We start from the raw sequence: 21545 nt of genomic DNA, 5'->3' as shown, positions 1-21545 counted from the left end.
GAACGCCGTCGCGCGTTCCGCCGTGGGGAGACCCAACGGCGATCGGTTCGAGGTCTTTCTCAGCCTGCTCGCTGCTCAGATGCAGAATGTCCGGATCGCGGCCGACTCGGTCGAGATCCTGCACTTCGCCATCACCGATATAGGCCGCTCCCTTCGTGAGCGCGCGTCCGAGATCCTGAACCGCGAGCATGCGCTGAGGCTCGGCGTGATCCCGGCGATCAGCGCAGCCTGCAACCTGCCGATCGCGTCGCTGGCGGCGCCCTATCGCCTGGAAGACGACGCCGCCTGAGCGCTCAATCGCCGATCTGGCCGCGCTTGTAGCCGAAGCCCGGAATCTCGCAGCCGCACGGCGTATTGGGCAGCCCGGCCGGCGCCGCGCACGTGCCGCGGGACGTGACGCAGATGGCGTCGTCCCACCGGCGCGCCTCTGGGGATCGCCAACGGTCCCGGGGCCGATCGTAGCCGTCGTAGAGCGGCGGGGGCGGGGGCGGAGGTGGCGGCGGAGGTGGCAGGTTCCAATCGTCGTCCGCGGGCGGCGGCGGGGGCCGATGGTGCGGCCTGGGCGCTCCGTACTCGTAGCGGCCCGGCCCGGGCTCCCCGTACATGTAGATCTTTGCGTCCGGCCCCCTCTGCGCGCGCGCCGGGCCGGCGAGCGGGAGGCTCAGCGTCAGGGCGGCCAAGGCCACGTGCGTGATGCGCTTTCCCATTCCGATCCTGCCTTGAATCGTCGGCCGGGCGATCTTGCACGCCGGGGCTGGCGCGAACCTGTGGCGCAACCGGATCGCGATCGCGGCTGCGGCCGTTGCCCGAACGGGGCGGTGCCGCTACCTACGCCCTGCCGCACGCCCCCAGCCGTTCGCGCACCCCGTGTTTCCAAGGACCCGTTCATGGAGCTGCTCAGGCTCGCCGCCCTCGACGCCGAGGACCTGACCGTGATCTCGGCCCACCTTCAGGATGCGATCCTTCGGCCGGAGGACCTCACCTTTCTCGCCGACGAGCAGCGGTTCCTGATGGTCGCGCGGCGCTTCGACTGGACGCCCAATGTCCCGCCCCGGCGCCGGCTCACCGGCCTGCATATCGAGCGCGTGCTGGCCGCAAAGACCCGTGGTCTCCAACGCGGCGACGCGATGCCCATGAGCCTCCTCGCCATGACCTTCACGCCGACCGACACGCCCTCAGGCATCATCGATCTCGTTTTCTCCGGGGGTGCGGGGGTGCGGCTGGAGGTCGAGTGCATCGAGGTCCGGATGAAGGATCTCGGCCCGGTCTGGGAGGCGGCCACACGGCCCGGCCACGACATCGACCGGCCGGACGCGGCCCCCGTCACGGCGGCCTGAGAGGAGACCCCGATGGTCCGGCTCGACAGCAGCGATCCGCATTTCGCCGCCGATTTCGCGCGGTTGCTCACGGTCAAGCGTGAGATCGCCGAAGATGTGGATGAGGCCGTGCGCGGCATCATCCGCGACGTCGTTGATCGCGGCGACGACGCCTTGGTGAGCTACACGCAGCGCTTCGACCGGCTCGGCCCGGACTTCTCCGCCGGAAGCCTCCGGGTGACCGAGGCGGAGATCGCTGCGGCGGTCGAGGCCTGCCCGCGCGATCTCCTCGACGCCCTGGACCTCGCCGCGGAGCGGATCGAGGGCTTCCACCGCGCCCAGCGGCCCACGGACCACCGTGCGACGGACGCCCTCGGGGTCACCGCCGGCTGGCGCTGGACGGCGCTGGAATCGGTGGGGCTCTACGTGCCGGGCGGGACGGCGAGCTACCCGTCCTCGGTGCTGATGAACGCGCTGCCGGCCCGGGTCGCCGGGGTGCCGCGCGTTGTCATGGTCGTGCCGACCCCGGACGGCCAGATGAACCCGCTGGTGCTGGCCGCTGCGCAACGCTCCGGCGTCCACGAGGTCTACCGGGTCGGCGGCGCCCAGGCGGTGGCGGCCTTGGCCTACGGCACCGCCACCATCGCGCCGGTCGCCAAGATCGTCGGCCCCGGCAATGCCTGGGTGGCGGCGGCCAAGCGCCGGGTGTTCGGGCAGGTCGGGATCGACATGATCGCTGGCCCCTCCGAGGTGCTGATCCTGGCCGACGGCCATGCCAACCCGGACTGGATCGCGGCCGACCTCCTGGCCCAGGCCGAGCACGACGTGGCCGCCCAGGCGATCCTGATCACCGACAGCGCCGAGCTTGCCGAGGCGGTCGAGGCCGCGGTCGAGCGCGCGCTGACCACCCTGCCCCGTCAGGAGATCGCCCGGGCGAGCTGGCGCGATTACGGCGCCATCGTGCGGGTGCGGAACTTCGACGAGGCGGTACCGCTCGTCGACCGACTCGCCCCCGAGCATCTGGAGATCGAGACGGACGATGCCGAGGCACTGGCCGGCAAGGTCCGCAATGCAGGGGCGATCTTCCTCGGCTCGCACACGCCGGAGGCGATCGGCGACTATGTCGGCGGCCCCAACCACGTCCTGCCCACCGCCCGCTCAGCCCGGTTCTCCTCCGGCCTCGGGGTGCTGGATTTCATGAAGCGGACCACGATTCTCGCCTGCGCGCCGGAGAGCTTGCGGGCGCTCGGCCCGGCGGCGATAAGCCTCGGCCGGTCGGAGGGCCTGGAGGGGCATGCCCGCTCCGTCGCGATCCGGTTGAACCTGTGAGGGGATGGGGATGGCGGAGAAGCAGCGCGGGCCGAACCGCCTCGCGAGGGTGACCCTCGACGAAGGCTCCATCGCCCGCGGCAACCCCGATCAGGAGCACGAGCGGGCGATCGCGCTGTTCGACATCCTGGAGGACAATTCCTTCACCATCCCCGGCCGCGAGGGGCCCTACGCCCTGACGCTCGGCCTCGTGGAGAACAAGCTGTCCTTTGCGATCAGCACCGTGGACGGCGAGCCGGTGATGACGCACCTCCTGTCGCTGACGCCGTTCCGGCGGGTGATCCGCGACTACGAGATGATCTGCGAGAGCTACTACAACGCGATCCGCACCGCTTCGCCCTCGCAGATCGAGGCGATCGATATGGGCCGGCGGGGCCTACACAACGAGGCGTCGGAGACCTTGAAGCAGCGTCTTGAGGGCAAGGTTGATCTCGATCACGACACGGCGCGCCGCCTGTTCACCCTGATCTTCGCCCTGCACTGGAAGGGCTGAGGCGCCTTCGGCGCCGACCGGCGATGGCGGAGCCTCTCCCCGAGACCACACCCGCGACCCACTCCAAGAAACGGCGGGTCCAGTCCGTCCTGTTCATGTGCAACTACAACGCCGTGCGCTCCGCTGCCGCGGAGGCGATCGCGCGCGCGTATTTCGGCAAGTCCACCTACGTGCAATCGGCCGGGGTGCGCTCCGGCGAGCCCACCGATCCCTTCATGATCGCGGCCCTCGACGAGGTCGGAATCGATGCGAGCCGGCACCGCCCGCGCACGGTCGAGGAGCTGGAGGACTGGGAGGGGCTGAACTTCGACCTGATCATCACCCTCTCGCCGGAGGCCCATCACCGGGCCCTGGACCTCACCCACACCCTCGCGGCGGATGTCGAGTACTGGCCGACCCCCGACCCGACTCTGGTGCAGGAGGCCTCCCGCGAGCAGCGCCTCGACGCCTATCGGGATGTCCGCGACGGGCTCACGCAGCGGATCAAGGCGCGGTTGAGGGGCTAGAAGGATCCCGGCCCGATGTTCCCGGGCTGCGATAGCACCGGTGCCCCGGCACCGCGTTAGACGCCCCGCATCTGAGCGCCCCTTGTCAGGAAAGCGCGATTGCGCATTATCGCCGCCCAACTCGCGCGAGGCGATGAGCCGTATCCGCCATGACAATCCTCCGTTGTTTCACGGCCGCATGCCTCCTGTACGCATCCCTCGGCGGCTCATCCATTGCGCAATGGAGTCCCTTCGGAGAGGTTGTCGATGTCACAGTGACGAACAACTGCTCGATGACAGGAGGGGAAATCGCAGTCGTCGTGTCGGATGGCATTTTCTATTGCCCGTCACGCGCCAAGATTATCAACAATCAAGTTCCGGATGCGGATCACTTCTATCTCGTTCAGGCCTACGGGCAATTGGCGATCCACAAACGATCCATGAAGCTGGCCGATTGCTGGGCCGCCCACCAACTGGCCGCTGCGCCGAATGGCCGGCACTACGTGCGGCAGTGGATCCGGCACTGGCAGGCGTACGGGACTTGGAAGGCGGCTTACGATTCGCCCGAGCAGAGGATTGCCAATGTTCGGAGCTGTTGCGCCTGCGGGATATGAGCGCGGCGCGTTTCCGGCCATCTGAGGGCGCTCAGCAGGGGTCGGGGCGAAAACGGCTCGGCTGCCTCAACCAGGATTGCTGATCAGCCATGTGCGGTTGCGGCCGGCCAGCAGCGGCCTGGCACGGGCAACGTCTTCGTCATCGAGGAGCGGAGAGCCCGTCAGTGCCGCGAGATAGGCCGCCTCGGGATCCCGGCAGGCTCGAAAGGCGGCATCTGCAGCCAGATCCCGCGCCGTCAACGTAACCTGAACCCGGAAATTGCGGGCGAGGCAATCGCGCCAAACCGCGTGACGCATCGCGGCCTCGCCATCCGCCCGCGCTGGGCAGGCGTTCGCAACGAGAAGCACGGCCATCAGGAACGGGGTCGTCGAGACGAGGCGGGCTTGCGGCATCGATCAGGCACTCCGTCCCGGGACAGAGTGGTTCCGATGAGGTTAGCGGCCGGTTAACGACGCCTCCGTTCCACCGCGAAACTTTCGGCCCCGGCCACGGCGGCGAGGCGCCGGCCAGCATGTTGCAGGCTGCGGTCGCCCGCAGGTTCCGCCATCAGCGGTTTGCGGTGGTGACGGGAGAGGTGACACCGCCGAGGGACACCCAGGCGACCGCGTCCTGGCTCTCGCGCTTGATGAACACGTAGCCGGTCTTGTGCCAGGGCAGGATCGTGTTGGTCTTGTTGTCGAGCACCAGATCACCCCGGTCGGTGATCAGGGTGAGCACGGCGTGGCCCTCGCCCTTCTCGTCGATCACCACGGTCATGCGCATGGCGCGGCGCGGCAGGCCGGCCTCGGCCAGCAGGTGGCGCTTGAGCAACTGGAAGTCCTCGCAATCGCCGATGCCGTCCTCGGCCAGATCCCAGCGGTCGGGCACGTGCAGGTGCTCCTGATCGGTCATCGGCTCGACCGCCTTGTTGACCCGGCGGTTGACCGACACGATCGTCGCCCAGGTGGCGGGGGTGAGGCTGATGCGGGCCGGCTCGGTGCGGTCGACCGCGCACTCGGCCGCGTAGCTCTGGCAGAACGTCACCCACGCCGCGATCGGCTTCGCGTCGCCCTGCAACCGGGCACCGACCTCTGCGGGCAGGCTGGCCAGCGTCTGGGCCTGCGCCGGAGCCGCGAAGCCCAGGAAGGCGAGCGCCAGACCGAACGCCGCATCGCGACGGCGGGAGAGCCGACGCGATGCGGGGCCCGAGACCAGTCCCTGCACCTTGGAAACCGCGAACCGCATCGCCGTGTCTCAACCGTTAAGCTCTCGTTAACGAAAGCTCTCACGCCGGCGGCCCGGCGGCAATCCGCCGATTAACAAAAGGTTAATGCTGTGCGCAACGCGGATAAGCCGACCGGTCCGCTTGGGCCACCGTAGGGTCCGGGCGACAGCGCGAAATCGTGATGTGACCGTCGCGGGCCCGATGCGCCCGGGCGCCGTTATGGTCTCACCGCACCCGCGCGACAGCGCCTGTGGGCGGCAGGAGGAACGCCGATGCGGTGCGCGGACAGAGTGACCGGACTTATCCTGGCCGGACTTGCGGCAGGCTCGCTCTCGACAATCCCCGCCCGAGCGGCGCCCCCCGCCACACCGGCGGCCACCGCTTCAGGCGCGGCGGACCTGAAGAGCGAAGGTCCAACCCAGCCCGCCAAGGTCCAAGACGGCCAGTACACGGACAAGAACGGTGACCCGACCTACCACATCACGGATAACGGCAAGAAGGTCGATTGGTACACGATGTCGGGCTACCTTCGGTACAACGCCAACTGCATCGTCTGCCACGGGCCGGACGGCATGGGCTCGACCTACGCGCCGTCCCTGGTCGATGCGCTCAAGGGCATGGACTATGCGCATTTCGCCGGCATCATCGTCGGCGGCAAGAAGGACGTGAACGCCTCGCAGGAACTGGTGATGCCGGCCTTCGGGGATAACCGGAACGTCATGTGCTACATGCCGGACATCTACACATACCTGCGCGCCCGCTCGGACGGCGCGCTGGGCCGCAACCGTCCCCCGGAGCACGAGCCCAAGCCCGCCGCCTTCGAGAAGGCCGAGGATGCCTGCATGAAGTGAGGCCCGGCCCGGCACATCCCGGATCGGACGGCAGAACACCCCCGTTGCGCGGATTGATTGCGCACGACATACTCACCCCGAGACACTGAAGAGCGGGCAGCAAGCCCGCCGAGGGGGTCCGCAGGGGGTGAGACGTGGCTCAGGGATCGGGTGTGCGCCGCCATCTGTGCGGCATCTGGACGGCCTGGACGGAGGCGGCCTCGGCCGCCGACGCGGTCGCGGACGTCGCCCGGGCGATCCGTGAAGCCCACCTCTCCCAGATCGTCGTGTTCTTCTCGGCCGATTACGACGCCGCGGTGCTGGCCCGTGAGCTGGAGGCGTGGTTCCCCGGCGTGCCGGTCTCCGGCTGCTCGATGTCGGGGGGCATCGCCCCGGCCGGCGGCCTCGACCGCGGCCTCGTGGTCATCGCGTTCCCGGCCGAACGCTTCCGCATCGTCTCCACGATCCTCGACGCCATCGATCATCTCGATGTGGAGCGAACCGCCTCGGCCGTGCGGGCCCTGCGCCGGACCCTCGATCCGCTCGACCCCTGCCGCGACGGCGACCCGACTGCAGCCGGCCGCCGCTTCGCCCTGTCGCTGATCGACGGCCTCGCCAACGCTGAGGAAACCGTGGTCTCGGCCATCGCCTGGGCGCTCGACGGCATCCCGATCGTCGGCGGCTCGGCCGGCGACGACCTGCGCTTCCGGGATGCGGTGCTGCTCCATGGCGGCCGGATCCACCGCAAGGCGGCGGTGCTGGTGCTGGTCGAGACCGACTTTTCCGTGGAGATCTTCAAGAGCGACAATTTCGAGCCGACACAAACCAAGTTCGTGGTCACGGCTTCGGACGGGGAGCGGCGCGAGGTTCAGGAGTTGAACGCCGAACCGGCGGCCCGGGAATACGCCATGGCGATCGGCCTCGATCCCGAAAATCTGTCGCCGATGAGCTTCGCCGCCTATCCGCTCGCCGTGAAGGTCGGTGGCGAGTATTTCTGCCGCTCGATCCGGCGGATGAACGAGGATGGCTCGCTCAGCTTCTTCTGCGCGGTCGATGAGGGCGTGGTGCTGACGCTGGCCGAGCCCCGCGACATCGTCGCCTCGACCCGGGCGGAGCTGTCTCGCCTCGACGCGCAGCTCGGCGGCGTCGATCTGATCATCGGCTTCGAATGCGTGCTGCGCCGTCTCGACGCCGAGAGCCGGCAGGTCCGCCACGGCATCACCGACCTCTACCGCCGTTACAACGTCGTCGGGTTCGAGACTTTTGGCGAGCAGTACCGGGCGATGCACCTGAACCAGACGTTCACGGGCATCGCGATCGGCAAGAGTCTGGCTGTGCCGGATGGGGCTCCGGTCGCGTCGTGAGCCTGCATCCGAACGGGCTGGAGACCGACGCGTCCCTGCGCCGGCGGATCGAGAAGCTCGAGCGGATCAACGCCGCGCTGATGTCCCATGTCGAGCGCACCATGGACCAGCGGGGCAGCGCCTACTCGCTGTTCCAGACCGCGATCATGCTGGAGGGGCGGGTCCGCACCCGCACCGAGGAGTTGACCGGGCTGATGCACCGGCTGGAGCGCTCCAACGAGGCGCTGGCCGCCGCCAAGGAGGAGGCCGAGACCGCAAATCGCTCCAAGACCCGCTTCCTGGCTGCCGCGAGCCACGACCTGCTGCAGCCCGTGAACGCCGCCCGCCTGTCGATCTCGGCGTTGGCCGACCTCGACGTGCCGCCGGAGGCCCGCGCCATCGCCGGCCAGGTGGAGCGGGGCCTGCAGACCATCGAGGACCTGATCAAGACGCTCTTGGACATTTCCAAGCTCGACGCCGGTATCGTCCGCCCGCTTCTGCAGCCGGTCTTCCTGCCCGATCTGCTGGCCGAACTCGCCGAGAGCTTCAAGCCGTTTGCCGAGCGCAAGGGCCTGCGGCTCGCCGTACGCTGCCCCGATCTCACCGTCACCAGCGATCCGGTGCTGCTCCAGCGCATCCTGCAGAACCTCGTCTCGAACGCGGTTCGCTACACCGGCACGGGCGGCATCGTGCTCGCCGCCCGGCGCCGCGCCGGCGGTGTCTCCATTGAGGTGACCGATACGGGCTGCGGCATCGCCGCCGAGGAATGCGCCCTCGTGTTCGACGAGTTCTTCCGCGGCGGTGCCCGGTCGAGCAACGGCGAGGAGCCGGGCCTGGGCCTTGGGCTGTCGATCGTGCGCCGCATGGCCCAGGCGCTCGACCATCCCCTGACCCTCGCCTCCCGGCCGGGCCACGGCACGCGGGTCACGTTGGCCCTGCCGCTGAGCGCGGTCCCGGCCGCCGCTGCACCGCCCACGCCGGTGGCGACCCGCCTGTCGGGAGCGCACGTCCTCGTGGTCGAGAACGATGCCTCCACGGCCGACGCCCTCGCCCGCCTCCTCCAGAACTGGGATGCCCGGGTCTCGACGTTCCGCAATCTCGCCGGGGTGCGGGACGCCGTCGCGGCGGGGGCCGCGCCGCCGGATATCCTCGTGCTCGACTACCATCTCGACGACGGCGCCTGCGGGCTCGACGTCGCCGCCTACCTGCGTGGGCGGCGCGTGGAGCCGCTCCCGGTGATCGTGACCACCGCCGACCATTCCGCCGCGGTCGAGGAGCGGGTCGCGGCGGACGGGGCCGAACTCGTGCGCAAGCCGATCAAGCCGGCGCAGCTACGCGCTCTGCTGACCTACATGCTGGCTTGAGCGGCTTCAGAACAAATCCCTCCGCGCCGTGACATAGAACACACCGCGCCCCTCGACGGACCGCCCCGCCTGCGCGACAGGGATCGGCATCCGCGGCGCCTCCGCGCCCGGTCCCTCCCCGCCATCGACGTCACGGACTCCCCGGACGCCGCAGGAGCGCGCGATCATGGCGCAGGTCCCGCCCGGTTCAAGCGCCGCCACGGGTAGCCCGCAGGACGGCCTGCCGCCGCGCGAACGAATCCTCGCCATGGCAGCCATCGGGCTCGCCATGACCATGGCGGTCCTCGACGGCGCCATCGTCAACGTGGCGCTGCCGATCATGGCCAAGGATCTCGCGGTCAAGCCCGCCGACGCAATCTTCATCGTCAACGCCTACCAGATCGCGGTCACCGCGAGCCTCCTGCCGCTGGCGGCGCTGGGCGACATCTTCGGGTTCCGGCGGGTCTACCTGCCCGGGCTCGCGGTGTTCGTGGCCGCCTCGCTGGCCTGCGCGGTCGCACCGAGCCTGCCCCTGCTGATCGCGGCCCGCATCGTCCAGGGCCTCGGCGCGGCGGCGATCATGAGCGTCAACATCGGCTTCGTGCGCTTCATCTACCCGCACCGGATGATCGGCCAGGGCGTTGCCAACGTGGCGCTGGTGGTGGCGGTGGCCTCGGCCGCCGGCCCGACCGTGGCGGCCGCGATCCTCTCAGTGGCGACCTGGCCCTGGCTGTTCCTCGTCAACATCCCGGTGGGCCTCCTGGCGCTGACGGTCGCCTCGCGCACGCTGCCGGTGACGCCCGCGAGTGGACGGCCCTTCGACGCCGTGAGCGCTGTCCTGAACGCCCTGACCTTCGGCCTGCTCATCATCGGCATCGACGGGCTGGGCGATCCCGGGGCACAGGGCCTGGCCTTCGCGGAGCTGGCCGGCGCCCTGGTGATCGGGACGATCTTCGTGCGGCGCCAGATCCGCCTGCCGGCGCCGCTGCTGCCGGTCGACCTGCTGCGGATCCCGGCCTTCGCGCTGTCGATGGCGACCTCCGTGGCCTCGTTCTGCGCCCAGATGATCTCCTACGTGGCCCTGCCCTTCTACTTTCAGGACGTGCTGCACCTCTCCAGCACGCAGACCGGCTTCCTGCTCACCCCCTGGCCGATCGCGGTCGCCGCGATGGCGCCGGTCTCCGGGCGCCTCGCCGACCGATACCCGCCCGGGATCCTCGGCGGGATCGGGCTGGCCATGCTGGCGGCCGGTCTCATCTCCATGACGCTCCTGCCCGCGGCGCCCGCGACCCTCGACATCGTCTGGCGCCTGACCCTGTGCGGCCTCGGCTTCGGCCTGTTCCAGTCGCCCAACAACAAGGTCATCGTCACCTCCGCGCCGCGCGACCGGGCCGGGGGTGCCAGCGGGATGCAATCGACGGCCCGGCTTACCGGCCAATCGCTGGGCGCGGCCCTCGTGGCGGTGATCTTCGGCCTCACCCATGGCCTCGGGCCCGCCCGGGCCGTCACCCTTTCGCTGTCCTGCGCGGCGGCGCTTGCCGTGATCGGCGGATGTGCCAGCGTCCTGCGGCGGAGTCGGACCGGTTAGACGGTGCCGGCATGTGACTCACGCGGCCCATGCGCGTTGATGCTGCATCGCACCGTTGGAGGATTCGATGGATCTCGATCTCACCGGCCGCAAGGCCCTGGTCACCGGCTCGACCGCCGGCATCGGCTACGCCATCGCGAAGGAACTCTGCGACCTCGGGGCAGAGGTCGGCATCAACGGCCGCACGCCCGAGCGGGTGGAGGCGACGCTGACCAAGCTGCGGGGCGAAGCGAAAGCCGGCCGTGCCTTCGCGGCGCCGGGCGACGTGGCGACCGCGGAGGGGGTCTCGGCCCTGGTGCGGGCGCTGCCGGCGGTCGACATCCTGGTCAACAACACCGGGATCTTCGAGCCGAAGCCGTTCTTCGAGATCCCGGATGCCGACTGGCAGCGCTTCTTCGACGTCAACGTGATGAGCGGCGTGCGCCTGTCGCGGGCCTACACGTCCGGCATGGCTGAGCGGGGCTGGGGCAGGGTCATCTTCATCTCCAGCGAGTCGGGGATCAACACGCCCACCGAGATGGTCCATTACGGGATGACCAAGACCGCACAGCTCGCGATTTCCCGCGGCCTCGCCCAGACGGTCGCGGGCAGCGGCGTAACGGTGAACAGCGTCCTGCCCGGACCGACCCTCTCGGAGGGCGTTGCGGAGTTCATGAAGCAGATGGCCGGCGGCCAAGCGGACGCGGACCTCGATGCCATGGGCCGCAAGTTCGTCGCCGAGCATCGACCGTCTTCGCTGATCCAGCGGCTCGCGCAGGTTGAGGAGGTGGCCAACCTCGTCGCCTATCTGTGCAGCCCTGCGGCGAGCGCCACGACCGGCGCTGCGCTGCGCGTCGATGGCGGCGTGCTGCAGGGTCTCGCATAAACCTCCGCCTGGCGGCGGAGCTCGCTCCGGCGCGGGCAACATCCCGACTTCGAGCCTTGCCTCAGGTCAGGACGAGGCGCGCGGCGGAACCCGGAAACCAAAGCCGCAGAGCGTCCCTGTCCGGGGCGCCGCGATCCGGTCGGACCTACGGTTCTGGGTTCCGGGCACGCGCTGCGGCGGCTCGAGGGTAGGCGGGCGCTCGACAGGATCGTCTGGAGAGCGCGACGGCTCCTAGAGCCGAACGTCCGGACGATAGACCGGGCATGGCTCTAGGGAATGATCAGGCTTTCAGATGCGCCGCGAGATGCTTGTTCATCTCGAACATCGAGCACTTATCCTTGCCGAAGACCTTCTTCAGCTTGTCGTCGGCCATGATCTCGCGCTTGTTCTCGGGGTTCTGCAGATCGTGCTTCTTGATGTATTCCCACACCTTGCTGACCACTTCGCCGCGCGGCAGCGGGCTGGTGCCGACGATCGCGCCGAGCTCGGACGAGGGCTTCAGCGGCTGCTGGAGGGCGTTCGGCTTGGTGCCGGCGGCCGCCTTGGTTGCGGCGGGCTTGGCAGCCTTCGCAGGGGCGGCCTTGGCCGGAGCCTCTTTGTCCGCAGTCTTGGTGGTCTTGGCCGCCTTCGGCGCAGCCTTCTCGGTCTTCGTGGCCATAAACTTCCTCCGGTTCTCGGGCCGCAGGCCGGGGCATGATCACCCCACGGCCGAGCCAGCATAGCAGCAACTAAGCGGTGCCGCTGCCGTTCCAAGGGGAAATCGCCTCTGCGCGCCCCTCATCCACAAGGCACATGTCGAAATCCACACCGGAAGCGGCCGATCCGGGGCGGCGCGTAGTTCATTCATCGGATCGAGAAGCGCGAAACCTGTTCTTAACGATCCTGCCCCCGTAGTACAGCGATGTTCGCCCCGATCCTCACGCTCGCACTGCTGCTCGCCGCAGGCCTCGTCACTGGTCTCGGGATCGGCATCCGCGCCGAGGCGGCGACCGGAACGGAGCCGGCGCGCGGTCTCGTCTGAGGGCGCCGGGATTGCCGCGGCGGCCTGACCGGACCATCTGCCCGCCGGCATGACCGATCTCATCACTCCCGGCACCCTGGAAAGCACCGCTCACGTCGTCCAGGTCGCACTGAGCCCCGTCTTCCTCCTCTCGGGCATCGCGACTCTGCTCAACGTCTTCGGCTCCCGGCTGGCCCGCGTCGCCGATCAGGCCGATCACGTCTCCGGGCTGCTCGCGGGCGCCGCGGATGCCGAGCGCATCCGCCTGGGTCGGCGCCTCGACAGGCTGCACCAGCGCTCCCTGGCTCTCGATGCCGCCGTAGTCCTGGCGGCCCTCGGCGGGGTCGCCACCTGCGGCGCGGTGCTGACGCTGTTCGTCGGCGCGCTCCGAGACGCGACGGTGGCCACGCTGCTGTTCGGCCTGTTCGGCGCGGCGATCCTGTGCACGCTGTGTGCCCTCGTCGCCTTCGGCTTCGAGATGCTGCTGGCCAGCCGCGCGGTCCGCAGCCGGATCAACGAGCGGCGCGCCAAGGCCGGCTTGCCATCGGATAGTTGAGCGGGAGACACCCATGCCCGACGCCCGGTGCGTGGAACCGGTCTCCCGCCTCCCTCTTGGTTCTGACGAGCAACAGGGTGCGGAAAGTCCCGCATCCAACGACCGGGAGCGACCATGCCGACAGACCTGCCCAACGAACGCGCCGTCAGAAAGCCCGGGACTCTAGAGCTCGATCCCACCGGCGAGGGCATCGCCATCGATGAGACCGCCCGGCTGATCGCCACCAACAAGGTCGAGGGCGCGGCGGTCTACGACCAGACCGGCCGCCATCTCGGTGCCATCCACACGATCATGGTGGACAAGCTTTCCGGGCAGGTTGCCTACGCGGTGCTGGCGTTCGGCGGTTTCCTGGGCCTCGGCGAGACCCATCACCCGCTGCCCTGGAAGGCCCTGACCTACAGCCCGGAACTCGGCGGCTACGTGGTCGACATCGATCCCGGCGTCCTCGCGGGCGCTCCGAATGAGGCCGTGGGCTAGGTCGACCGACGCGGGTTCGCGGATCGTCAGAACTTCCCGCCGAGGCCGACGCTGCCGCCGGGCGCCATCGTCGGCCCCATCGAACCGCTGCTGGTCCCGGCCCCGACCGCGCCGTTGCCGCCGTCGAGATCCTCGCGCCGGATGCGCCGCTCACCCGAATCCGCGGACCGCGTCGCGCTGCCGGCGGCCTTCGGGATGGCGAGCTGCTTCGTCGGCGCGGTCTGGAGCGGCTGGCCGTCGGCATCGACGGCGGCGTTGCGGGCCTGCCGGTTCGGCAGCGCGTCCCGCATGGAGGGCGGGAGCCCGACATCGGAGGCCGGCATCACGCCGCCCCCACCTCCAAGCGCCTGACAGCCGGCCACAAGTCCGGACAGGGCGGCGCCCAGCGCGAGGCCGCGCAGGGCGGGGCAGCTCGACGAGGGGAGGATCGGCATCGTGTGGTCCTCGAAACAAGGCCGCGGTGCTGCCCGCGGCTCGCGTGACTTATGGGCCGTTCTCTACTCCGGGGATGCGGCGAAAACCAGACACCGTCCCCGCGACCGCCACGGCCGTCCCGGCAAGGGTGCGGAACCAAACCTTCCTTGAACCTTGCCCGAACCTTGCGACGCGGCTGATGGGATCCATAACTTCGCCCAGGTCCTGCGGCACGACGGCGATCCGCAGGCGGAACCGCGCCGGCGTGCCGGCTCGGCCCGGCCCTTCCTCAGAGGACGAAGCGTGTTCAGAACCAACCGGATGATCGCGGCCGTGACGCTCGCCCTCTGGGCGTCGGGGGCGGCGGTGCAGGCGAGCGGGAGCGAGAGCGCGCCCGGCCAAGCATCGCCCCAGGCACCTGCGGCGAATCCGGCTCCTCCTGCGACCAACCCGGCCTCGCCCGCCCCGGCCTCGCCCGCCCCGGCGCCGGCCGCGGCGGCCCAGACCCCGGCGCAGCAGCAGCAGGGCACGCCCGCCACGGTTCTCGACACGCAGGATTACGAGAGCCTGCTCGGCCGCAGCGTGCGCAGCGCCCAGGGCGACGAGCTGGGTCGGGTCATCGACATCATCATCGACAAGGAGGGTCACCCGCGGGCGGCGATCATCGATTTCGGCGGCTTCCTCGGGGTCGGCACCCGCAAGATCGCGGTCGACTGGCGCGCCCTGCGCTTCAGCTCGGACGGCGGCAAGGAGCGCAAGCTGTCGGTCGCGCTGACGCGCAATCAGGTCCGCGTGTCGCCGGAGTACAAGGCGGGCGAGCCGATCGTGGTCCTGGGCCCCGCGAGCCCCGCCGCACCCGCGGCCGAGGGCGATCAGGCCGCCGCGCCCGCGGCCTCGCCTGCCGCCCCGGCCGCCGCTCCCGCGGCCAACCCGGCGCCCCCCGTCGCCTCTCCGACACCCCCCGCTTCCACGGGCCAGACCCCGCCCGCCGCACCGCCGGAGAAGGCTCCGGATAGATGACGGTGGCCCGATTGAAGGTACGAACCGCTGTCTCCCCCCGCGAGCGCGAGATGCCCCGGCAGGACATCCGCGCGCGCGCCATGCGCCTGAAGGACCAGGGGGCCGAGTTCCCGCGCGAGCCGTCACCAGTGGCCGGGACCTCCGTCGGCGAGCGCCGGATCTCGTCGGCGAGCCGCTACGGGCTCGACGCCTTCGCGTTCTTCGTCGCCAACCTGCAGACCGGGTTCGGGCCGTTCCTGGCCGTCTACTTCTCGCAGGCCAAGTGGACCCAGTCGGATATCGGCTTCGCCCTCACCGTGGGCAGCCTCGTCGCCCTGCTGGGCCAAGTGCCGGGCGGAGCCTTCGTCGACGTGGTCCGCTCGAAGCGCTTCGCGGCCGCGGTGGCGGTGATCGGCATCGCGGGCAGCGCCTTCGCACTCGCGGTGTGGCCGAGCTTTCTGGTGGTCCTGCTGGCGATGGCGGCACATTCGGCGGCGAGCTGCGTGCTGACGCCGGCCATCGCGGCGATCAGCATCGGCCTCGTCGGGCGTGCGCAAGCCGGCGAGCGCCTCGGCCGCAACGCGAGCTTCGCGGCGCTGGGCAACGCGCTCGGCGCTGCCGGGATGGGCGCCATCGGCTATTACCTGTCGAACGGGGCGGTGTTCTACCTGACGGCAGCGCTCGGCATCCCCACGGTGATCGCACTGGCACGCATCCGCGCCGGGGACATCGATTCCGGAGTGTTCGCGGAGCCGGCACGTCCAGAAGCGCCCCGCGCCGCCGGTCAGGACGGCATCCGCTCGCTGCTCACCAACCGCGGGCTCCTGTGCTTCTCGGCCTGCATGGTGCTGTTCTTCCTCGCCAATGCCGCGATGCTGCCGCTGGTCGGCAGCGTCCTGACGCTCCGGGCGAGTGAGACCGCAACCGCCCTGGTGGCTGCCTGCATCATGGTCCCGCAGGCGGTGCTGGCGGTCAGCGCCCCCGCGGTCGGGCGCGCGGCCGAGCGGTTCGGCCGCTACCCGGTGCTGCTGTTCGGCTTCGGCGCATTGCCGGTGCGCGGCCTGATGCTCGCCTACACCACCAACCCCTACGGCCTCGTCGCCATCCAGGTGCTCGACGGGATCTCGGCCTCAGTCCTCGGCGTAATGGTGCCGCTCATCGTCTCGGACCTCACCCGTGGGACCGGGCGCTTCAACCTCGCCCTCGGCGCGGTCGGCACCGCCATGGGCATCGGCGCCGCCCTGTCCACGTCGCTCGCCGGCGTGATGGCCGACCGCCTCGGCAGCCACAGCGCCTTCCTGGGGCTGGCCTGCGTGGGCTTCGCGGCCTTCATGCTGGTGGCGTTGATCATGCCTGAAACCCGTCAGCCCGGGGCTGATCCTGCGGAGCGCGCGGCCTAGGGCGTGCTTCGACGGAGCGGCTGCCGGTTCGGCGCAGGAGCGCATGTCCCGGCTCAGGGCACCGCGGCATCGGATTCGCTTGGACGTTTCCACACCGCTCAAGCGGTGTTCAGGTTTGACGGATAAAAGCGCACGGGAGGTGCGGACCGGTGCAACATATGGCAACGCTCTCGCGTTGCCGCTGCGGGTTCGACTGCGTCCGCGCTGCACTCCGCCTTGCCCGTAAGCCAGAGCCGCGCGAATACGGAATGGTCACCGCGATGGAAGAGCTGCACCGATACGCCGAGAGGCCCTTCGCCTTCGTCGGACGGTATCTCCGCCGCCGCTGGGTGCCGCACGTGGTCATCCTGATCTCGGTGCTCGGCGCCGTCGGCTTCTCGGTTTCGACCGATTACGCGCTCAAGGGCGTGGTCGATGCGCTCACCAAGGGTCCGGGCCCCGGCAACACCGTGATCTGGAGCGCGCTCGCGGTCCTGATCGCCTTCATCGCCGCCGACAACATGCTCTGGCGCGTCGCGGCGCTGACCGGCGCCTTCACCTTCGTAGGCATCACCGGCGACATCCGCCGCGACCTGTTCCGGCACCTGACCGGCCATTCCCCGACCTTCTTCTCCGATCGGCAGCCCGGCACCCTGGCGTCGCGCATCACGGCGACCTCGAACGCGATCTTCACGGTCGAGAACATGTTCGTGTTCAACGTGATGCCGCCGACGGTCGCGGCCTTCGGGTCGATCGCCTACATCGCCACCGTCAACACCACCATGGCGGGCATCCTTGCGGGCGTGTTCGCTGCGGTCGTCGTGCTGATGTTCAAGATGGCCGCGGCCGGCAAGCCGCTGCACCACGACTTCGCCGCCAAGGCCGCCTCGGTCGATGGTGAGATGGTCGATCTCGTCGGCAACATGTCGCTCGTGCGCGCCTTCTCGGCGTTCAAGCGGGAGGGCCAGCGCTTCGAGGGCACCGTCGCCACCGAGATGCGGGCGCGGCGCTCCTCGCTCCTCTACCTCGAGAAGCTGCGCATCGTGCACGCGGTGCTGACCGTGCTCGCCGTGTTCGGCCTGCTCTACTGGGCGATCCAGATGTGGGAGGCCAAGGAGGCGACCAACGGCCAGGTCGTGCTGGTCTGCACGCTGGGCATCCGCATCCTCGCCGCGACCCGCGACCTCGCGGTGGCCTTGGTCGATGCCACGCAGCACACCGCCCGCCTGTCCGAGGCTTTGCACACGCTGCTCCAGCCCCACGACCTCGTCGATCACCCGGAGGCGCAGCCGCTGACCGGCCAGGGCGCGAAGATCGAGTTCGATCACGTCGCCTTCAATTATCCGGATGGGCGCCCCGTCTTCACGGATTTCGACCTGACGATCGAACCCGGCCAGCGGGTCGGTCTCGTCGGCCGGTCGGGCGGCGGCAAGTCGACCCTGTTCTCGCTGCTCCAGCGTTTCTACGACGTCCAGAGTGGCGCGATCCGGATCAACGGCCAGGACATCCAGCGGGTGACGCAGGAATCCCTGCGTGAGGCCATCACGGTGGTGCCGCAGGACGTCTCGATGTTCCACCGCAGCTTGCGCGAGAACATCCGCTACGGTCGGCCCGACGCCACCGACGAGGAAGTCTGGCAGGCGGCCGAGGCGGCCCATTGCACCGACTTCATCAAGGCCCTGCCGGAGGGGTTCGACACGATCGTGGGCGACCGCGGCGTGAAGCTCTCGGGCGGCCAGCGCCAGCGCATCGCCATCGCGCGGGCGATCCTCAAGAATTCGCCGATCCTGCTCCTCGACGAGGCGACCTCGGCGCTCGATGCGGAATCCGAGGAGGCGATCCGGCACGCGCTGGCCAACCTGATGAAGGGCCGGACCGTGATCGCCATCGCCCACCGTCTCTCGACGCTGCAGGATTTCGACCGGATCGTCGTGCTGGAGGGCGGCCGGATTGCGCAGGACGGCTCGCCCGACAAGCTGACCCATCTCGACGGCTTCTTCCGCGAGCTGATGAAGAAGGAGTCGATGGCGATGGCGCTCGCCGCCGCTTGAGCTTGCGTGGATTAAACGAGTCGGATGCCCACGCGCCCTTCCTTTTGCAGGCTGCAAGGTTTGCGATCTCGACGAGCGCATCCGTCAGCTTGACGGTGCGCGGGTCCCCTCTCCCGTGCGGGAGAGGTGGCCTGTCGCGCTTCGACACCACCTGCATGCTTCAAACCTGTGTAGCCGGTAGCCCGCCGAGGTGGAGGGTAAACCCGCAGTTCCTCCTGTTGCCTCCCACCCCAATCCCGCGGTTCCCTCACCCCAACCGCGCTGCTAAAGCGTCGCAAACTTCGCGCCCGACGCGGACCGGACCTTGCATCGCCGGCGCGGCCCGGCCCGCGGGCGAGGCATCCCGACCCTGAGCCCAACCGTGCCCGACCTCGCCCACGTCATCCGGGAGATCTCCGAGGAGATGACCGAGCGCTCCGACCGGGGCGCTGTCGCGGACTACATCCCCGAACTCGCCCGTATCGACCCGAAGAAATTCGGCATCGCGGTGATCGACGCGGAGGGGCAAGCCTTCACGGGCGGCGACAGTGAGACGCCGTTCTCGATCCAGAGCGTCTCGAAGGTCTTCACCCTGACCCTCGCGCTCGGCATGGCCGGCGACCGGTTGTGGAAGCGGGTCGGTCGCGAGCCGTCCGGCAACCCGTTCAACTCCATCGTCCAGCTGGAGCGGGAGCGCGGGGTGCCGCGCAACCCGTTCATCAATGCCGGCGCCATCGCGGTGACCGACCTGATCCTCTCGGGCCACGAGCCGCGCGAGGCTTTGGGCGAGATCCTGCGCTTCATGCAGTTCCTGGCCCAGGATCCCAGCATCACGATCGACGAGCGGGTGGCGGCCTCCGAGAAGCGCACCGGCTTCCGCAACACCGCGCTCGCCAACTACATGAAGTCCTTCGGGGTCATCGACAATCCGGTGGACTACACGCTCGGCGTCTACTTCCACCATTGCGCCATCGCGATGACCTGCCGCCAGCTCGCCGCCGCCGGGCGGTTCCTGGCCCATAACGGCATGAACCCCACGACCGGACACTCGGTGGTCTCGGCCGAGCGGGCGCGCCGCATCAACGCGATCATGCTGACCTGCGGCCATTACGACGGCTCGGGCGAGTTCGCCTATCGGGTCGGCCTGCCGGGCAAGAGCGGCGTCGGCGGCGGTATCCTGGCGGTGGCGCCCGGAAAAGCCTCGATCGCGGTCTGGTCGCCGGGCCTCGACGCCGCCGGCAACTCCCATCTCGGCCGTATCGCTCTGGAGCGCCTGACACAGCGCATGGGCTGGTCGGTGTTCGGGGCTTAGAGCGCGCCCGGCCGGAGTGGACACCGGTTCGGCGCAAGACGACGCAAGATAGCCGAGACTCGGGTGCTGGTCCCGGAAGCGCCGATCACGCGACCCGGCGCCCGACGAGGTCATGGGGAAGGACCGGGTCCCGTCCGGTGACGGCGCGGTAGGCGACAGCGAGTTCGCTTGCGCCGCGCAGGCCTCCGGGCTCGTCGCGATAGCCGTGCGTGCCCGCGATGATCCCGCCCTGCCACATCCGCTCGATCTCCGCCCGCTCCCGGGTGTTGACGAAGCCCGCGATGAAGGCGTCGGCCGCCATGAGCAGGCGGCAGGCGGAGGAGTGATCGGCCGTGGCCGCCGCATAATACCAAGGCGCCGCGGCGATGTTGCCCGGGAGGATCTCGATACGCCCGCACCAGGGGCTATCCGGATGGGTGCAGGCCCAATGCATGATCGGCGCATCCACCGCGAAGGCATCCACCGCGCCCCCGGCGAGGGCGTCATGGATGCGGCCCTGATCGGTCATCGCGATCAGGCTGCCCAGGGTGGCAAGGCGCGGCCCGGCGGCGCCCAGGTGCTGCGCCCAGCGCAGGCCTGCCGCCTCCAGGGTGGCGTATGCACTCGGATCGTTGATGATCCCGAGGGTGCGCCCCTCCAGATCGGCAAGCGTGCGGATGCGGGTGTCGCCCGCCCGGCGGGCGAGGACATAGTGCAGGTAGCTGTAGGCGCGCGAATAGGCGATGCCCGTGAACGCCGCGCTCGGCGGCAGGGCCGACCAGACGATATCGACAGGCGGGTCGCCCGGGCCGCGGCCCACGGCCAGGAGTTCCGTACACTGGTCCCAGGGGCATTCGACGAACTGCGCCTCGACCCCGAGGTAGCGGCTGAAGGCGGTGGCGTAGTCGATGTCGAGCCCGACCAATGGGCCGCCCGCAGACTGGCGGAAGGACAGCCCCTTGAAATCGGGTTCGACCGCGATGCGCAGGCGCCCCCGGGCCAGCACAGCGTCGAGCCGGTCGTAGTGGGCCGGCAGGCGCGCAAGGCCATACCGGACCGGATCGGGCGTCGGCCCGCCCGAGACGGCCGTCGCGACATCCCCGACGAGCGCTGTGGCCCGCGCGGTCTTCGCTTCCGTGCGGTCGAGGCAACCCTGCATCGCGGCGAGTGCCTCGTTGATCGAGGCGTTGCTGGCGCTGATCGCGGCCAGCTCGCCGCCGACGGTGCCGAGCAACGTCTCGATCCGGTCGGAGGTCACCCGTACCACCCCGCCGAGGTCGTCGAGGGCATGATCGGTCGACTGACGCAGGGCTTCGAGCTCGGCGCGCACGTCCGAGAAATCGATGACCGTCGCGGCGGTGCGGGCACTCTCCCGGGTCCGGTTGGCGAGGTCCCGGACCTCCATGGCCACGACGGCGAAGCCGCGGCCCTCGGCTCCGGCCCGCGCTGCCTCGATCGTCGCATTGAGCGACAGCAGCCGGATCGTGGCACCGATCTGATCGATCATCGCGACCAGCCGCCCTGCCTCGGACGCCTTGGCGTCGATCCGCTCCGCGATGCGCTGCATCTCCGACGTGACGACCCGCATGGCGTCCGCCACTGCGCCGACCAGCAAGTTGCGCAGATCGGCTGCGGTGCGGGCAGCCGTGTCGCGCCCGACACTATCCCGCGTGGCCGCAAGCGATGCCTCGACACCGGAACTCTGACGCCGGATCTCCCGGGTGAAGCTGCCGGCTTGTCCGTTGGCCTGCGCCGCATAGTGCAGCAGCGTGCTCACGCCGTTCAACGCCTCGACCAGCACGGCCTCGGCTGTCTCCTCGGTAACGGTTCCGCCCATGCTTCGGCCCAGACGCAGCGATAAACCTGAATTCCTAACTACGGCGGTGCAGGACGCTGCATCCGCCCTGCCCAAAGCCACCCTTGTTCAGCGCAAATTTTAACCGCCCGCGGCCGATATCGACGCCACCGCCTCCGGTGCGACCGCTCCT

General features: G+C 69.6%; 22 protein-coding genes and 1 pseudogene. 17 read left to right on the top strand and 6 right to left on the bottom strand.

The genetic code is table 11. The features are described from left to right. Nucleotides 1–22 precede the first annotated feature (22 nt). Nucleotides 23–289: a transcriptional regulator gene (locus BLQ49_RS16480; RefSeq protein WP_143012271.1), complete on the top strand. Its 267-nt coding sequence runs from the start codon at nucleotides 23–25 to the stop codon at nucleotides 287–289. A gap of 4 nt (nucleotides 290–293) precedes the next feature. Here BLQ49_RS16480 and BLQ49_RS16475 read toward each other — a convergent pair whose 3' ends face one another. Beyond that, the gene (locus BLQ49_RS16475) at nucleotides 294–707 is read right to left on the bottom strand and encodes a hypothetical protein (protein ID WP_091717476.1); all 414 of its coding nucleotides are present in this window, start codon (nucleotides 705–707) and stop codon (nucleotides 294–296) included. Nucleotides 708–887: 180 nt separating this feature from the next. On the opposite strand from BLQ49_RS16475, the gene BLQ49_RS16470 reads away from it, so the two are divergent. From BLQ49_RS16470 to BLQ49_RS29050, 5 genes are all read left to right on the top strand, one after another. Next, nucleotides 888–1337 (top strand): DUF2948 family protein, encoded by a 450-nt coding sequence (locus BLQ49_RS16470; protein ID WP_091717474.1) that lies wholly within the window; start codon nucleotides 888–890, stop codon nucleotides 1335–1337. 12 nt (nucleotides 1338–1349) lie between these two features. Then, the gene (gene hisD / locus BLQ49_RS16465; protein WP_091717472.1) at nucleotides 1350–2645 is read left to right on the top strand and encodes a histidinol dehydrogenase; all 1296 of its coding nucleotides are present in this window, start codon (nucleotides 1350–1352) and stop codon (nucleotides 2643–2645) included. A gap of 10 nt (nucleotides 2646–2655) precedes the next feature. Beyond that, a complete protein-coding gene (locus BLQ49_RS16460; RefSeq protein ID WP_091717584.1) occupies nucleotides 2656–3138 on the top strand; it encodes a UPF0262 family protein in 483 nt (160 codons plus the stop codon). Between the two features lie 23 nt (nucleotides 3139–3161). Next, nucleotides 3162–3644, top strand: a complete 483-nt coding sequence (locus BLQ49_RS16455) for an arsenate-mycothiol transferase ArsC (RefSeq protein WP_091717470.1) — start codon at nucleotides 3162–3164, stop codon at nucleotides 3642–3644. Between the two features lie 149 nt (nucleotides 3645–3793). Then, nucleotides 3794–4237, top strand: a complete 444-nt coding sequence (locus tag BLQ49_RS29050; RefSeq protein WP_143012270.1) for a hypothetical protein — start codon at nucleotides 3794–3796, stop codon at nucleotides 4235–4237. A 66-nt stretch (nucleotides 4238–4303) separates the two neighbouring features. On the opposite strand, the gene BLQ49_RS16450 is transcribed toward BLQ49_RS29050, so the two are convergent. Both BLQ49_RS16450 and BLQ49_RS16445 read right to left on the bottom strand, forming a co-directional pair. Beyond that, nucleotides 4304–4630, bottom strand: a complete 327-nt coding sequence (locus BLQ49_RS16450) for a hypothetical protein (RefSeq protein WP_091717468.1) — start codon at nucleotides 4628–4630, stop codon at nucleotides 4304–4306. A gap of 154 nt (nucleotides 4631–4784) precedes the next feature. Then, on the bottom strand, nucleotides 4785–5462 hold the full coding sequence (locus BLQ49_RS16445) for a transglutaminase-like cysteine peptidase (protein WP_208859072.1): 678 nt from the start codon (nucleotides 5460–5462) through the stop codon (nucleotides 4785–4787). A gap of 252 nt (nucleotides 5463–5714) precedes the next feature. Here BLQ49_RS16445 and BLQ49_RS16440 point away from each other — a divergent pair, with 252 nt between their 5' ends. The 5 genes from BLQ49_RS16440 (at nucleotide 5715) to BLQ49_RS16420 (ending at nucleotide 11411) form a co-directional block, all read left to right on the top strand. After that, the gene (locus tag BLQ49_RS16440; protein ID WP_091717464.1) at nucleotides 5715–6293 is read left to right on the top strand and encodes a c-type cytochrome, methanol metabolism-related; all 579 of its coding nucleotides are present in this window, start codon (nucleotides 5715–5717) and stop codon (nucleotides 6291–6293) included. 152 nt (nucleotides 6294–6445) lie between these two features. Next, nucleotides 6446–7636 carry an FIST signal transduction protein gene (locus BLQ49_RS16435; protein ID WP_244507628.1) on the top strand — a complete coding sequence of 397 codons (1191 nt, stop codon included), beginning with the start codon at nucleotides 6446–6448 and terminating at the stop codon, nucleotides 7634–7636. Then, nucleotides 7633–8979, top strand: a complete 1347-nt coding sequence (locus BLQ49_RS16430; protein WP_091717460.1) for an ATP-binding response regulator — start codon at nucleotides 7633–7635, stop codon at nucleotides 8977–8979. Before BLQ49_RS16435 ends, BLQ49_RS16430 begins: the two co-directional genes overlap by 4 nt. A gap of 166 nt (nucleotides 8980–9145) precedes the next feature. Continuing rightward, nucleotides 9146–10546, top strand: a complete 1401-nt coding sequence (locus tag BLQ49_RS16425; RefSeq protein WP_091717457.1) for an MFS transporter — start codon at nucleotides 9146–9148, stop codon at nucleotides 10544–10546. Between the two features lie 67 nt (nucleotides 10547–10613). Then, a complete protein-coding gene (locus tag BLQ49_RS16420) occupies nucleotides 10614–11411 on the top strand; it encodes an SDR family NAD(P)-dependent oxidoreductase (protein ID WP_091717454.1) in 798 nt (265 codons plus the stop codon). Between the two features lie 280 nt (nucleotides 11412–11691). Here BLQ49_RS16420 and BLQ49_RS16415 read toward each other — a convergent pair whose 3' ends face one another. Beyond that, on the bottom strand, nucleotides 11692–12069 hold the full coding sequence (locus BLQ49_RS16415) for an SWIB/MDM2 domain-containing protein (protein WP_091717452.1): 378 nt from the start codon (nucleotides 12067–12069) through the stop codon (nucleotides 11692–11694). A gap of 412 nt (nucleotides 12070–12481) precedes the next feature. On the opposite strand from BLQ49_RS16415, the gene BLQ49_RS16410 reads away from it, so the two are divergent. After that, nucleotides 12482–12967 carry a DUF2721 domain-containing protein gene (locus BLQ49_RS16410; RefSeq protein WP_091717450.1) on the top strand — a complete coding sequence of 162 codons (486 nt, stop codon included), beginning with the start codon at nucleotides 12482–12484 and terminating at the stop codon, nucleotides 12965–12967. Between the two features lie 114 nt (nucleotides 12968–13081). Further along, nucleotides 13082–13441, top strand: a pseudogene (locus tag BLQ49_RS16405) (PRC-barrel domain-containing protein); the annotation flags it as partial. Between the two features lie 29 nt (nucleotides 13442–13470). Here the strand turns inward: BLQ49_RS16405 and BLQ49_RS16400 are convergent. Continuing rightward, nucleotides 13471–13878, bottom strand: coding sequence for a hypothetical protein (locus BLQ49_RS16400; protein ID WP_091717446.1), 408 nt, complete (start codon nucleotides 13876–13878; stop codon nucleotides 13471–13473). A 301-nt stretch (nucleotides 13879–14179) separates the two neighbouring features. Between BLQ49_RS16400 and BLQ49_RS16395 the strand changes: the two genes are divergently transcribed. From BLQ49_RS16395 to BLQ49_RS16380, 4 genes are all read left to right on the top strand, one after another. Further along, on the top strand, nucleotides 14180–14878 hold the full coding sequence (locus BLQ49_RS16395; RefSeq protein WP_091717579.1) for a PRC-barrel domain-containing protein: 699 nt from the start codon (nucleotides 14180–14182) through the stop codon (nucleotides 14876–14878). After that, nucleotides 14875–16257 carry an MFS transporter gene (locus BLQ49_RS16390; RefSeq protein WP_091717444.1) on the top strand — a complete coding sequence of 461 codons (1383 nt, stop codon included), beginning with the start codon at nucleotides 14875–14877 and terminating at the stop codon, nucleotides 16255–16257. Before BLQ49_RS16395 ends, BLQ49_RS16390 begins: the two co-directional genes overlap by 4 nt. A 260-nt stretch (nucleotides 16258–16517) precedes the next feature. After that, entirely contained in the window at nucleotides 16518–18287 is a 1770-nt protein-coding gene (locus BLQ49_RS16385) for an ABC transporter ATP-binding protein (protein ID WP_091717576.1), read from the top strand. 361 nt (nucleotides 18288–18648) lie between these two features. After that, entirely contained in the window at nucleotides 18649–19578 is a 930-nt protein-coding gene (locus BLQ49_RS16380) for a glutaminase (RefSeq protein ID WP_091717442.1), read from the top strand. 85 nt (nucleotides 19579–19663) lie between these two features. Here BLQ49_RS16380 and BLQ49_RS16375 read toward each other — a convergent pair whose 3' ends face one another. Next, nucleotides 19664–21394 (bottom strand): methyl-accepting chemotaxis protein, encoded by a 1731-nt coding sequence (locus tag BLQ49_RS16375; RefSeq protein WP_091717440.1) that lies wholly within the window; start codon nucleotides 21392–21394, stop codon nucleotides 19664–19666. Nucleotides 21395–21545 lie beyond the last annotated feature (151 nt).

This window comes from Methylobacterium phyllostachyos, from assembly GCF_900103445.1.
Taxonomy (GTDB): Bacteria; Pseudomonadota; Alphaproteobacteria; order Rhizobiales; family Beijerinckiaceae; genus Methylobacterium; species Methylobacterium phyllostachyos.
The sequence above is the reverse complement of the archived record's forward strand: the minus strand, read 5'-3'. Positions and strand labels throughout refer to the sequence as shown.

Bases quoted from the DNA above. Each gene is read 5' to 3' on its own strand.
- BLQ49_RS16475 (WP_091717476.1), bottom strand. From the start codon at position 707: ATGGGAAAGCGCATCACGCACGTGGCCTTGGCCGCCCTGACGCTGAGC.
- BLQ49_RS16470 (WP_091717474.1), top strand. From the start codon at position 888: ATGGAGCTGCTCAGGCTCGCCGCCCTCGACGCCGAGGACCTGACCGTG.
- hisD (WP_091717472.1), top strand. From the start codon at position 1,350: ATGGTCCGGCTCGACAGCAGCGATCCGCATTTCGCCGCCGATTTCGCG.
- BLQ49_RS16460 (WP_091717584.1), top strand. From the start codon at position 2,656: ATGGCGGAGAAGCAGCGCGGGCCGAACCGCCTCGCGAGGGTGACCCTC.
- BLQ49_RS16455 (WP_091717470.1), top strand. From the start codon at position 3,162: ATGGCGGAGCCTCTCCCCGAGACCACACCCGCGACCCACTCCAAGAAA.
- BLQ49_RS29050 (WP_143012270.1), top strand. From the start codon at position 3,794: ATGACAATCCTCCGTTGTTTCACGGCCGCATGCCTCCTGTACGCATCC.
- BLQ49_RS16450 (WP_091717468.1), bottom strand. From the start codon at position 4,630: ATGCCGCAAGCCCGCCTCGTCTCGACGACCCCGTTCCTGATGGCCGTG.
- BLQ49_RS16445 (WP_208859072.1), bottom strand. From the start codon at position 5,462: ATGCGGTTCGCGGTTTCCAAGGTGCAGGGACTGGTCTCGGGCCCCGCA.
- BLQ49_RS16440 (WP_091717464.1), top strand. From the start codon at position 5,715: ATGCGGTGCGCGGACAGAGTGACCGGACTTATCCTGGCCGGACTTGCG.
- BLQ49_RS16425 (WP_091717457.1), top strand. From the start codon at position 9,146: ATGGCGCAGGTCCCGCCCGGTTCAAGCGCCGCCACGGGTAGCCCGCAG.
- BLQ49_RS16420 (WP_091717454.1), top strand. From the start codon at position 10,614: ATGGATCTCGATCTCACCGGCCGCAAGGCCCTGGTCACCGGCTCGACC.
- BLQ49_RS16415 (WP_091717452.1), bottom strand. From the start codon at position 12,069: ATGGCCACGAAGACCGAGAAGGCTGCGCCGAAGGCGGCCAAGACCACC.
- BLQ49_RS16410 (WP_091717450.1), top strand. From the start codon at position 12,482: ATGACCGATCTCATCACTCCCGGCACCCTGGAAAGCACCGCTCACGTC.
- BLQ49_RS16400 (WP_091717446.1), bottom strand. From the start codon at position 13,878: ATGCCGATCCTCCCCTCGTCGAGCTGCCCCGCCCTGCGCGGCCTCGCG.
- BLQ49_RS16395 (WP_091717579.1), top strand. From the start codon at position 14,180: ATGATCGCGGCCGTGACGCTCGCCCTCTGGGCGTCGGGGGCGGCGGTG.
- BLQ49_RS16390 (WP_091717444.1), top strand. From the start codon at position 14,875: ATGACGGTGGCCCGATTGAAGGTACGAACCGCTGTCTCCCCCCGCGAG.
- BLQ49_RS16385 (WP_091717576.1), top strand. From the start codon at position 16,518: ATGGAAGAGCTGCACCGATACGCCGAGAGGCCCTTCGCCTTCGTCGGA.
- BLQ49_RS16375 (WP_091717440.1), bottom strand. From the start codon at position 21,394: ATGGGCGGAACCGTTACCGAGGAGACAGCCGAGGCCGTGCTGGTCGAG.